We start from the raw sequence: 12,255 nt of genomic DNA on the forward strand, positions 1-12,255 counted from the left end.
CTTCTCGATCCGAGCCCTAGCGCCCCCTCCGTCACGCCGCGTATCCGCGGCGCGCCACCTCCCCCGCTCCGCGGGTGAGGAGGGATGTCATCCTCCCCCGTACAACGGGGGAGGTGGATCGGCGCCGATAGGCGACGAGACGGAGGGGGCGCTCTGATGACCAAACGCTCGCCCCCCGGTCCGCTGGAGTACCTGCGCCGCTGGCCCATGCGCCTGTGGCTGGCCGCCGTCGGGATCTTCCTTTACGCGCCGTTGATCGCGCTGATGGTCTTCAGCTTCAACGACAGCCGGCGCAACATCGTCTGGAAGGGCTTCACGCTCAAATATTACGAGAAGCTGTTCAACGATTCCGCGCTGCTGGAGGCTTTCGCCAACAGCCTGACGATCGCGGCGGTCTCGACGGTGGTCAGCCTGGTGATCGGCGCCCTGGCGGCGCTGGTCCTGTGGCGCTTCCGCTTCCCGGGCAAGACGGCCCTGGACGGCGCCCTGGCCCTGCCGATCGTGGTGCCCGAGATCTGCATGGGCGTGGCCATGCTGGTGTTCTTCGCCAAGGTCATGCCCTGGCCGCAAGGCCTGCCGTGGCCGCTGAACCTGGGCGCGATCATCATCGCCCACGTCTCGTTCTCGTTCCCGTTCGTGGCGGTGGTGGTGCGGGCCCGCATGGCCAGCTTCAATCGCGAGATGGAGGAGGCGGCCCGCGACCTGGGCGCCGGCGAGTTCCGCACCATCAGGGACGTGATCCTGCCGCACATGGCGCCGTCGTTGATCGCCGGCGCGCTGCTGGCCTTCACGCTGAGCCTGGACGACTTCGTCATCACCTTCTTCACCGCCGGGCCCGACACGGTGACCTTCCCGGTGAAGGTCTATTCGATGGTCCGCTTCTCGGTGACGCCCGAGGTCAACGCGGCCTCGACGGTGCTGATCGTGCTGACCGTGCTGCTGACGGCGGCGGCGCTGAAACTGCAAGGCAACCCGGCCGCCGCGGCGGGGCATGGGGCGGGGGACGCGAAATGAGCGTGCTCGCAGCGCCCCCTCCGTCTCGCCGCTTCGCGTCGATCCACCTCCCCCGCTTCACGGGTGAGGAGGGTGCGGCTTCTTCCTCCCACGCAACGCGGGGGAGGTGGCGCGATGCGGATACGCATTGTGCCGGAGGGGGCGCTTTGTTCGGAAACTTGTGTGTCGGGGGACAATCGAAGTGACCAAACCCATCATCACCTTCGAGAACGTCACCAAGCGCTTCGGCAAGCTGGCGGCGGTCGACAACGTCTCGCTGACCGTCAACGAGGGCGAGTTCTTCGCGCTGCTGGGACCGTCCGGCTGCGGCAAGACCACCCTGCTGCGGATGCTGGCCGGTTTCGAGACGCCGACCGAGGGGCGGATCCTGATCGACGGCCAGGACATCTCGAACATCCCGCCCAACAAGCGGCCGGTGAACATGGTGTTCCAGTCCTACGCCGTGTTCCCGCACATGACCGTGGCCGACAACGTCGCCTACGGCCTGAAGGTCGACCGCGTGCCCAAGGCCGAGCGCGACCAGCGCGTGGCCGAGGCGCTGGAGCTGGTGCAACTGGGCGGCCTTGGCGAGCGCAAGCCTGATCAGCTGTCCGGCGGCCAGCGCCAGCGCGTCGCCCTGGCCCGGGCCCTCGTCAAGCGGCCGCGCGTGCTGCTGCTGGACGAACCGCTGTCGGCCCTGGACGCCAAACTGCGCGAGCAGATGCGCACCGAGCTCTGCACCCTGCAGGAGAAGGTCGGGATCACCTTCATCATGGTCACCCACGACCAGGACGAGGCCCTGGCCCTGGCCACCCGCTGCGCGGTGATGAGCAAGGGCGTGCTGCAGCAGGTGGCCACGCCCAGTGATCTCTACGAGTTCCCCAACAGCCGCTTCGTCGCCGACTTCATCGGCCAGGTGAACCTGTTCGAGGGCGTGCTGGCCGTCGACGAGCCCAGCCACGCGGTGATCAAGTCGCCGGACCTGCCGGTCGACATCTTCCTGGACCACGGCGTCACCGGCCCGCGCGGCGGTACGGCCTGGGCGGCGATCCGCCCCGAGAAGATCGAGCTGCACAAGAAGGAAGGCGACGAGCCGCCGAACCTGGGCGATTGCCCCAAGGGCTTCAACGCGGTGCCGGGCGTCATCAAGCACGAGGCCTATCTGGGCGGCTCCTCGACCTACGAGGTCGAGATCGCCACGCCCTCGGGAAGCGGGCGGCGCGTGAAGGTCCAGCGCTCGAACCTGACCCGCTGGGATCAGGAAGACTTCAAGCTGGGCGAGACGGTGTGGCTGTGCTGGCACGCCTGCTCGCCGGCGGTGCTGCTGTCGTGACCCATGCCCTTCAAGCCAACCAAAGCTTGTCATCCCGGCCGCAGCGAAGCGGAGAGCCGGGACCCAGGGGCGACCGCGATGCGCCGGCCCCTGGGTCCCGGATAGCGCTACGCGCTTCCGGGATGACGAGCGAAAGGGAGCGAGAGAGGGCGCTGCGCCCATGACCCGCCCCGTCGCCGGGATCATCTGCTGCACGCGCACGGTCGGGATCGAGCCGGCCCAGGCGGTGATGAGCCGCTATGTCGAGGCGACGATGGCCCACGCGGACGTGGCGGCGCTGCTGGTGCCGTCGCTGCCGGGCCGGATGCGGGCGGCAGAGGTTGTCGGTCGGCTGGATGGGCTGATGCTGACCGGCAGTCCCTCGAACCTCGACCCCGCGCTCTATGGCGAGGAGATCGGCGACGCGCCGGGCCCGTTCGACACCGCGCGCGACGGCATGACCGCCGATCTGATCAAGGCCATGCTGGACCTGGGCAAGCCGGTGTTCGGGATCTGCCGGGGCTTCCAGGAGATCAATGTCGCGTTCGGCGGCACGCTGCGGCGGGACATGGCGGCCAATCCCGACCTGATCGCTCACCACGCCCCCGACGACGTCGACTTCAACGGCATGTTCGACCACACGCACGAGGTCGCCCTGACCCCGGGCGGCGTGCTGGCGCGGGCCTTCGGGGCCGAGGCGGCGGTGGTCAATTCGGTCCACTACCAGGGCGTCGACCGGCTGGGCGAAGGCCTCGCCGTCGAAGCCCGCGCCCCCGACGGCGTGGTCGAAGCCTTCTCCGCCACCGTCAACGGCGCGCCCGTGCTGGCTGTCCAGTGGCACCCCGAATGGAAGCCGGCCCAGAACCGGCAATCACAAATCTTCTTCGAAATCTTCGGACGCGCCCTCAGAGGCGCGCCGCTCGTCGTCGATACCCCAGGAGCTTCAAGATGACCGTCCCGATCCGCAACCACGACGTCGCCGAGCTCAAGCGTCTCGACCTCGCCCACCACCTGCCGGCCCAGGCCGACCACAAGGTGATCTTCGAGCTGGGGGGCAGCCGGATCGTGACCCGCGCCGAGGGCTGCTACATCACCGACGGCGACGGCCATCGCATCCTCGATGGCATGGCCGGCCTGTGGTGCGTCAATGTCGGCTACGGGCGCACCGAGCTGGCCGAGGCGGCCTACGAGCAGATGCTGGAGCTGCCGTACTACAACACCTTCTTCAAGACGACGACGCCGCCGACCGTGAAGCTGGCGGCCAAGATCGCCGAGAAGATGGGCGGGCATCTGACCCACGTCTTCTTCAACTCGTCCGGCTCGGAGGCCAACGACACGGTCTTCCGCCTGGTCCGCCACTATTGGAAGCTGAAGGGCCAGCCCAGCCGCACGGCCTTCATCAGCCGCTGGAACGCCTATCACGGCTCGACCGTGGCGGGCGTGTCGCTGGGCGGCATGAAGCACATGCATGTGCAGGGCGACCTGCCGATCCCCGGCGTCCACCACGTGATGCAGCCCTATCCGTTCGGCGACGGCTTTGGCGAGGATCCCGCCGCCTTCCGCGATCGGGCCGTCAAGGAGATCGAGGACAAGATCCTCGAGATCGGCCCCGAGAACGTCGCGGCCTTCATCGGCGAGCCGGTGCAGGGGGCGGGCGGGGTGATCATCCCACCGGACGGCTACTGGCCCGCGGTCGAGGCCCTGTGCCGCAAGTACGGCATCCTGCTGGTCTGCGACGAGGTGATCTGCGGCTTCGGGCGCCTGGGCCAGTGGTTTGGCCACCAGCATTACGGGATCAAGCCGGACCTGATCGCCATGGCCAAGGGCCTGTCGTCCGGCTACCTGCCGATCTCGGCCGTCGGCGTGGCCGACCACATCGTCGCCGAGCTGCGCGAGAAGGGCGGCGACTTCATCCACGGCTTCACCTATTCGGGCCACCCGACCTGCGCGGCCGTGGCGCTGAAGAACATCGAGATCATCGAGCGCGAGGGCCTGGTCGAGCGCGCCCGCGACGACGCCGGTCCTTATCTGGCGAAGGCGCTGGCGCGGCTGAACGGCCACCCGCTGGTCGGCGAGACCCGGTCGCTGGGCCTGATCGGCGCGGTCGAGATCGTGCGCGAAAAGGGGACCAACCATCGCTTCCTGGACAAGGAAGGCGAGGCGGGTCCGATCGTCCGCGACATCTGCATCAAGAACGGCCTGATGGTCCGCGCCATCCGCGACAGCATCGTCTGCTGCCCGCCGCTGATCATCACCCACGCCGAGATCGACGAGCTGGTCGGGATCATCGAAAAGTCCCTGACCGAAGCCGAACCCATCCTCCGCGCGTTGAAACTGGAGGCGGTGTCATGAAGCCCAAGCACAACAAGGCCAAGCGCGACCAGATCCTGGATCGCGGCGTCTCGACGATCGAGGAAGCCAAGGACTGGTTCGCCCGCCAGCACATCGAGGAGATCGAGTGCGTGGTGCCCGACCTGGCGGGCGTGGCGCGCGGCAAGATCATGCCGGTGCGCAAGTTCCTGGGTACGCCGTCGATGAACCTGCCGCTGGCGGTGTTCTACCAGACCATCACCGGCGACTTCCCCGAGTTCGAGGGGGCGGTGAACGCGGTGCAGTCCGACACCGACATCTTCCTGACCCCGGACTTCGCGACCCTGGCCGCCGTGCCGTGGGCGCAGGACCCGACCGCCCAGGTCATCCACGACGCCTTCCACCCCGACGGCCGCCCGGTCGAGGAGTCCCCGCGCCAGGTGCTGCGCCGCGTGCTGGCGTTGTATGACGAGAAGGGCTGGAACCCGATCGTCGCGCCGGAGATCGAGTTCTATCTCGTCGACCGCAACACCGACCCGGACTATCCGCTCAAACCCCCGATCGGCCGCTCGGGCCGTCCGGAGACGGGCCGCCAGGGCTATTCGATCAGCGCGGTCAACGAGTTCGACGCCCTGTTCGAGGACATGTACGAGTACTCCGAGCGCCAGGGCCTGGAGATCGACACCCTGATCCATGAAAGCGGCGTGGCGCAGATGGAGATCAACCTGCGCCACGGCCATCCGCTGGAGCTGGCCGACCAGGTCTTCATGATGAAGCGCACCATCCGCGAGGTGGCGCTGGAGCACGAGATCTACGCGACCTTCATGGCCAAGCCGATGGCGTCCGAGCCCGGCAGCGCCATGCACATCCACCAGTCGATCGTCGACCGGAAGGGGCGCAACCTGTTCTCGGACGAGAAGGGCGAGGAGACCGAACTCTTCCACGGCTTCATCGCCGGCCAGCAGACCTTCCTGCCGGCGATCATGGCGATCCTGGCGCCGTACGTGAACTCCTACCGCCGCATCGCCAAGGACTCCGGCGCGCCGGTCAACACCCAGTGGGGCTACGACAACCGCACCTGCGGCCTGCGCGTGCCGCCGTCCGATCCGGCCAACCGGCGCCTGGAGAACCGCATCCCCTCGTCGGACGCCAATCCGTACCTGGCGATCGCGGCCTCGCTGGCGGCCGGGTATCTGGGCATGGTCCAGGGCCTCAAGCCCTCGGAGCCGGTCGCCACCGACGCCAGCGTGCTGGGCGTGCAACTGCCGCGCAGCCTGTCGGACTCGCTGAAGCTGTTCGAGGCCTGCGAGCCCCTGGTCGACATCCTCGGTCCGACCTTCTGCGCCGCCTATGACCGCGTGAAGCAGGCCGAGTACGAGACCTTCATGCGCACGATCAGCCCGTGGGAGCGGGAGTTCCTGCTGCTGAATGTGTAGTTGCTACTCGCCCCCTCCGGGCCTGCGGCCCTCCTCCCCCAAAGGGGGAAGAAGGCTGGTGCGCACCTTCCGCCCCCTCCGGGGGCGGACGACCGCGAAGCGGTCAGGTGGGGGCAAGTGATGACGGGGAACTGGTACGAGGCCACCGCTTCCGATCGTCCTGACCTGCCGCCGCTATCCGGCGACGCCTTCGCCGAGGTCTGCGTCGTCGGCGCCGGCTTCACCGGTCTCGGCGCGGCGCTGGCGCTGGGGAGCCGCGCGATCGTCCTGGAAGCCGCCCACGTCGGCGCCGCCGCCACGGGGCGCAACGGCGGGCAGGTCCATACCGGCCAGCGGCGCGACCAGGCGTGGCTTGAAAAAGCCGTCGGCCGTGACGACGCGCTCTCGCTGTGGCGGCTGGCCGAGGACGCCCGCGCTCACTTCAAGACCCTGACCGACACGGTTCCTTGCGACTGGCGGCCGGGCATGATCCACGCCCGCCACAAGCCGAACGGCGAGGCCGAGGACGCCGCCTATGCCGACCTGATGAGCGGCCGTTACGGCTATGACCAACTGGCGCTGATCGACGAGGCCGAGCTCGCCCATGAGCTGGGAACCGACGTCTATTTCGGCGGCCTGATCGACCGCGGCGGCGGCCACGTCCACCCGCTGAAGCTGGCCCAAGGCATGGCGCGCCGGGCCATGGCCGCGGGCGCGGTGATCCACGAACACACCCGCGCCGAGACCTGGCGACGCGAGGGCGGCAAGATCGTCGTCGAGACCGCGCGCGGCCGGGTGACCTGCGAGCGGCTGATCCTCACCGGCGACGGCTGCCTCAACGCCATGGCCGGGACGGCGCGTTCGCGGGTCATGCCGATCAACAACTTCATCGCCGTCACCGCGCCGCTGGGCGCCCTGGCCGACGAGATCATCCGCTCCAACGCGGCGGTCTCCGACAGCCGCTTCGTCGTCAACTACTTCCGCAAGACGCCGGACGGGCGGCTGCTGTTCGGCGGCGGCGAGAACTATCGCCCCGGCTTCCCGCGCGACATCGCGGGGATGGTCCGAAAGAACCTCGCCAAGGTCTATCCGCGCCTGGCCGCGGTCGAACTGACCCACGCCTGGGGCGGGACCCTGGGCATCACCATGAGCCGCATGCCGTTCGTCGGCGAGGTCGCGCCGGGCGTGCGCGTGGCGTCCGGCTATTCGGGGCAGGGCGTGATGCTGGCGCCCTATGTCGGCAAGCTGCTGGCGGAGGAGAAGGCGGAGGCCTTGGACCTGCTCGCGCGCGTTCCCACCCCGCCGTTCCCGGGCGGGCGGTGGCTGCGCTGGCCGCTGACCGTGGCGGGGCTCAGCTGGTACGCGCTGCGGGATCGGTTGTGAGCTAAGCCCGCCTTCCTCCCCCATCGGGGGAGGGGGACCGGCGAACGCCGGTGGAGGGGGCTTGCCGACGCCGTACGCTTGCGCGACCCCCTCCGTCACGCTGCGTATTCGCAGCGCGCCACCTCCCCCTAATGGGGAGGAAGGTTGGTACGCATTGACACCCCCGCCGTCCGCCCGCTCTCCTCGCCCGATGACCACCACGACCGCTCCCGCCGCCAGTCTCGCCGACGCGTTCGCCAACGCCGAGCGCCTGCTGGAGAGCGATCCGCGCCTCGCCGCCGAGCAGGCGCGGGCGATCCTGGAGGTCGTGCCGCGCCACGCCGACACCACGCGGCTGCTGGCCACGGCGCTTCGCTTGGCCGGCGAGACCGAGGCCGCGCTCGAGACCATCGCGCCGCTGGCCAAGGCCTTGCCGAACCTGCCGCTGGCCCAACTGGAGCTTGGCCTGTGCCTGGAGCGCCTGGGCCGCACGGCCGAGGCCGCCCAGGCCTTCGACCGCGCCAGCGCCTTGGAGCCGCGCCTCTCCGAAGCTTGGCGGGGCCTGTCCGAAAACCTGGCGCTGCTCGGCGACGAGGCCGGCGCCGAGCGGGCCCTGGCGCGGCAGCTGCGCGCCTCGACCCGCGATCCGCTGCTCATCGAGGCGGCCACGGCGCTGGGCGAGGACCGCCTGGGCGAAGCCGAGCGCCTGCTGCGCGAGCGGCTGAAGGCCGATCCGGCCGACGTCGCCGCCATCCGCATGCTGGCCGAGACCGGCGCGCGCCTGGGCCGCTACGCCGACGCCGAGGGCCTGCTGACCCGCTGCCTGGAGCTGGCCCCGAACTTCGCCGCCGCGCGCCACAACCTGGCGACCATGCTCTATCGCCAGAACAAGAACGCCGAGGCGCTGGCCGAAATCCAGCGCCTGACCGACAAGGAGCCGCGCCACCCCGGCTACGCCAATCTGCGCGCGGCGATCCTGGCGCGCCTGGGCGAGTACGAGCAGGCCATCGCGGTCTGCGAACGGATGCTGGCCGACTATCCCAACCAGCCGAAGGGCTGGATGAGCTATGGCCATGCGCTGAAGACGGTGGGCCGCCAGGCCGACTCGATCGCCGCCTACCGCCAGGCGCTGGACCAGGCGCCGACCTTGGGCGAGGCCTGGTGGAGTCTGGCCAATCTGAAGACCGTGACCTTCAGCGCCGAGGACGTCGCGGCCATGACCGCCGCGCTCGACGTCGCCGGACTGTCGGACGACGACCGCCTGCATCTGCGCTACGCGCTGGGCAAGGCGCACGAGGACGCCGAGGCCTGGGACGAGTCGTTCGCCCACTACGCCGCCGGCGCCGCCATCCGCCGCAAGCAGTTGGACTACGACCCCGAGGAGAACGCCGCCGAGACCGCGCGGACCAAGGCTCTGTTCACCCGCGAGTTCCTGGCGGCGCGAGCGGGGCAGGGCGCGGACGCTCCGGATCCGATCTTCGTCGTCGGCCTGCCGCGCGCCGGCTCGACCCTGATCGAGCAGATCCTGGCCAGCCATTCGATGGTCGAGGGCACCATGGAGCTGCCCGACCTGATCGTCATGGCCCGCCGCCTGGGCGGCAAGACGGTCCACCGCGCCGAGTCCCGCTATCCCGAGGTGCTGGCCGAGCTGTCACCCGAGCAGCTGCGCGAACTGGGCGAGGAGTTCATCGAGCGCACGCGGGTGCAGCGCAAGACCGACAAGCCGTTCTTCATCGACAAGATGCCCAACAACTTCGCACATGCGGGCTTCATCCACCTGATCCTGCCGAACGCGAAGATCATCGACGCCCGGCGCCATCCGCTGGGCTGCTGCTTCTCGGGCTTCAAGCAGCACTTCGCGCGGGGCCAGGCGTTCAGCTACGACCTGACCGACATCGGCCGCTACTACGCCGACTATGTGGAGCTGATGGCGCACTTCGACGCGGTTCTGCCGGGCCGCGTCCACCGGGTGATCTACGAGGCGATGATCGCCGATCCGGAAGCGGAGATCCGCGCGCTGCTCGACCACTGCGGCCTGCCGTTCGAGGCGGCCTGCCTGACGCCGCACAAGACCGAGCGGGCCGTGCGCACGGCCAGTTCGGAGCAGGTCCGACGCCCGATCTTCAAGGACGCGGTCGAGCACTGGCAGAAATTCGAGTCGCACCTGGGACCGCTCAAAGCGGCGTTGGGCCCAGTCCTCGACGCCTATCCGGATGCGCCCGTTATTTGACCATCTGTCGCGGTTCTTGCCATTTCTGCAACACTCCCGCGAATTGACACGGGACTGTAATTTCCAAGCTTGCCGGACTCTTCGGCGCGGGTCGAACATCGTTCCCTCAAATGGGGTTAGGGGAGCGAATGATGTCGCTGGGAACGGTTCGTTCGAGGAGGGTCGGCGTCTATTCCGCGGCCCTCATGGCCTCGACCATGATGACGGGTCTGGCCCACGCCCAGAGCCAGGCCGCGCAAAGCGCCACCGCCTTGGAAGAGGTGGTCGTCACCGCCCAGAAGCGCTCCGAAAACCTGCAGGACGTGCCGGTCAGCATCCAGGCCCTGGGCGGCGAGAAGCTTGAGCAGCTGCAGGTCGGCGCCTTCGTCGACTATGTGAAGTACCTGCCCAGCGTGTCGTTCACGACCAGCGGGCCGGGCTTCGGCCAGGTCTATATGCGCGGCGTCGCCAGCGGCGGGGACGGCAACCACTCCGGCTCGCTGCCCAGCGTCGGCGTCTATCTGGACGAACAGCCGGTCACCACCATCCAGGGCGCGCTGGACGTCCACGTCTACGACATCGCCCGGGTCGAGGCCCTGGCCGGTCCGCAAGGCACGCTGTACGGCGCCAGCTCCCAGGCCGGCACGATCCGCATCATCACCAACAAGCCCACCTCGACCGGCTTCAAGGCCGGGGTCGACGTCGAGGCCAACAAGGTGGACGGCGGCGGGACCGGCCACACCCTGGAAGGCTTCGTCAACATCCCGCTGTCGGACAAGATCGCCGTGCGCCTCGTCGGCTGGGACGTCCGCGACGCCGGCTATATCGACAACGTGGCGGGCACGCGCACCTACACCCGCGGCGACGACGATCCGACCAACGACGTCACCATCAACAACAACAACCGGGTCGAGAAGAACTACAACTCGGTCTACACCCAGGGCGGCCGCGCGGCCCTGCGCATCGAGCTGGACGACAACTGGGTGGTCACGCCCCAGGTCATGGGCCAGGTGCAGAAGGTGGGCGGCCTGTTCGCCTACGACCCCAAGGTCGGCGACCTGAAGGTCTCCCACTTCTATCCGGAAAGCAGCAAGGACAAGTGGGTCCAGGCGGCCATGACCATCGAGGGGCAGGTCGCCAATCTAGACGTCACCTATTCCGGCTCGTATCTGAAGCGAAACGACGTCGTCAATTCGGACTACACCGACTACTCGTACTTCTACGACCAGCTGGGCTCGGGCTTCTACTGGACCGACAACGCCGGCAACCTGGTCAATCCCTCGCAGTACATCCAGGGCAAGGATCGCTATCGCAAGGAAAGCCACGAGATCCGGATCGCTTCGCCCCAGGACCAGAAGCTGCGGTTCGTGGTCGGCGGCTTCTACCAGAAGCAGAAGCACCACATCTTCCAGAACTACAAGATCGACGGCCTGGGCAGCGACTACTCGGTGCCCGGCTATACGGGCACGATCTGGCTGACCAAGCAGGACCGCGTCGACCGCGACAAGGCCGTGTTCGGCCAGGCCGAGTACGACATCACCGACCAGCTGATGCTGACGGCGGGCATCCGCTTCTTCAAGGCGCGCAACACCCTGGTCGGCTTCTACGGCTACGGCGCGGGTTACGGCTCGACCGGCGAGCGGGCCTGCTTCAAGCCCGCCGTGGTCGAGGGCTCGCCCTGTACGAACCTGGACAAGGCCGTGAAGGAGAGCGGCAACGTTCCCAAGGTGACGCTCACCTACAAGATCGATGGCGACAAGCTGGTCTACGCCACCTACTCCAAGGGCTTCCGGCCTGGCGGCATCAACCGCCGCTCGACCCTGCCGCCCTACCAGGCCGACTACCTGAAGAACTACGAGGCCGGCTGGAAGACCACCTGGTTCAACAACAGCTTCCGCTGGAACGGCGCGGTGTTCATGGAGGACTGGAAGAACTTCCAGTTCTCGATCCTGGGCGCCAACGGCCTCACCGAGATCAAGAACGCCAACCAGGCCCGCATCAAGGGCGTCGAGAGCGACATCACCTGGGTTCCGGCGCCGGGCCTGACGATCAACGCCTCGGCCGCCTACACCGACGCCAAGCTCAGCGCCAACTACTGCGGCTTCACCGACACTGCGGGCAACCCGATCACCGAGTGCGCCTCGCCCCAGGCCCCCGACGGCCAGGTCCTGCCGGTGACGCCCAAGTTCAAGGGCAATGTCACGGTCCGCTACGACTTCAATCTCGGCGACTGGGACGCCTTCGCCCAGGGTTCGTATGTCGGCCAGACCAGCAACTGGACCGACCTGCGCACCGAGGAGCGCGGCCTGATCGGCAAGCAGCCGGGCTACTCGACGGTCGACGCCTCGACGGGGATCGACAAGGACGGCCTGTCGCTGTCGGTCTACATCAAGAACATCTTCGACAAGCGGGCCAGCCTCAACCGCTACGCCGAGTGCTCCGAGAGCCTCTGCTATCCGATGACCTACACCGTCCCGAACCAGCCGCGGACCTTCGGGATCAAGCTGGGCAAGACGTTCTAGTTCAAGGTGGGAAGACGAGGGGCGGTCCGACGGGCCGCCCCTTTTCGTTTCGCCTTTTCCCCGCGTGGCCGGGGAGAATGGATTTGATGTGAAGACCTCCGGTTCCAAGCCCCCCAAGCCCTTAGGCCTTTG

The 12,255-nt window shown here is 68.2% G+C and carries 8 protein-coding genes and 1 pseudogene; all 9 read left to right on the forward strand.

Annotation, left to right across the window (positions count from 1 at the left end; all coding sequences use genetic code 11):
- Positions 1-84: 84 nt before the first annotated feature.
- Entirely contained in the window at positions 85-1,014 is a 930-nt protein-coding gene (locus CSEG_RS04085; RefSeq protein WP_083778348.1) for an ABC transporter permease, read from the forward strand.
- A 160-nt stretch (positions 1,015-1,174) separates the two neighbouring features.
- The gene (locus tag CSEG_RS04090; protein WP_083778349.1) at positions 1,175-2,326 is read left to right on the forward strand and encodes an ABC transporter ATP-binding protein; all 1,152 of its coding nucleotides are present in this window, start codon (positions 1,175-1,177) and stop codon (positions 2,324-2,326) included.
- 3 nt (positions 2,327-2,329) lie between these two features.
- Positions 2,330-2,428, forward strand: a pseudogene (locus CSEG_RS23155) (hypothetical protein); the annotation flags it as partial.
- Between the two features lie 58 nt (positions 2,429-2,486).
- Positions 2,487-3,257, forward strand: a complete 771-nt coding sequence (locus tag CSEG_RS04095) for a gamma-glutamyl-gamma-aminobutyrate hydrolase family protein (protein ID WP_013077994.1) — start codon at positions 2,487-2,489, stop codon at positions 3,255-3,257.
- Positions 3,254-4,657, forward strand: coding sequence for an aspartate aminotransferase family protein (locus CSEG_RS04100; RefSeq protein ID WP_013077995.1), 1,404 nt, complete (start codon positions 3,254-3,256; stop codon positions 4,655-4,657). Before CSEG_RS04095 ends, CSEG_RS04100 begins: the two co-directional genes overlap by 4 nt.
- Complete coding sequence (locus CSEG_RS04105; RefSeq protein WP_013077996.1) at positions 4,654-6,051, forward strand: glutamine synthetase family protein; 1,398 nt, start codon at positions 4,654-4,656, stop codon at positions 6,049-6,051. The genes CSEG_RS04100 and CSEG_RS04105 overlap by 4 nt, the downstream gene beginning before the upstream one ends.
- Before the next feature lie 120 nt (positions 6,052-6,171).
- Positions 6,172-7,413 (forward strand): NAD(P)/FAD-dependent oxidoreductase, encoded by a 1,242-nt coding sequence (locus tag CSEG_RS04110; RefSeq protein WP_013077997.1) that lies wholly within the window; start codon positions 6,172-6,174, stop codon positions 7,411-7,413.
- A gap of 190 nt (positions 7,414-7,603) precedes the next feature.
- Complete coding sequence (locus CSEG_RS04115; protein WP_041538177.1) at positions 7,604-9,622, forward strand: tetratricopeptide repeat-containing sulfotransferase family protein; 2,019 nt, start codon at positions 7,604-7,606, stop codon at positions 9,620-9,622.
- A 131-nt stretch (positions 9,623-9,753) separates the two neighbouring features.
- The gene (locus CSEG_RS04120; RefSeq protein WP_013077999.1) at positions 9,754-12,123 is read left to right on the forward strand and encodes a TonB-dependent receptor; all 2,370 of its coding nucleotides are present in this window, start codon (positions 9,754-9,756) and stop codon (positions 12,121-12,123) included.
- Positions 12,124-12,255 lie beyond the last annotated feature (132 nt).

Origin of the sequence: Caulobacter segnis ATCC 21756 (assembly GCF_000092285.1) — a bacterium.
GTDB lineage: Bacteria > Pseudomonadota > Alphaproteobacteria > Caulobacterales > Caulobacteraceae > Caulobacter > Caulobacter segnis.

Excerpts from the sequence above, each read along its gene's own strand:
- CSEG_RS04085 (WP_083778348.1), top strand. The coding sequence starts at position 85 with ATGTCATCCTCCCCCGTACAACGGGGGAGGTGGATCGGCGCCGATAGG.
- CSEG_RS04095 (WP_013077994.1), top strand. The coding sequence starts at position 2,487 with ATGACCCGCCCCGTCGCCGGGATCATCTGCTGCACGCGCACGGTCGGG.
- CSEG_RS04100 (WP_013077995.1), top strand. The coding sequence starts at position 3,254 with ATGACCGTCCCGATCCGCAACCACGACGTCGCCGAGCTCAAGCGTCTC.
- CSEG_RS04105 (WP_013077996.1), top strand. The coding sequence starts at position 4,654 with ATGAAGCCCAAGCACAACAAGGCCAAGCGCGACCAGATCCTGGATCGC.
- CSEG_RS04110 (WP_013077997.1), top strand. The coding sequence starts at position 6,172 with ATGACGGGGAACTGGTACGAGGCCACCGCTTCCGATCGTCCTGACCTG.
- CSEG_RS04115 (WP_041538177.1), top strand. The coding sequence starts at position 7,604 with ATGACCACCACGACCGCTCCCGCCGCCAGTCTCGCCGACGCGTTCGCC.
- CSEG_RS04120 (WP_013077999.1), top strand. The coding sequence starts at position 9,754 with ATGTCGCTGGGAACGGTTCGTTCGAGGAGGGTCGGCGTCTATTCCGCG.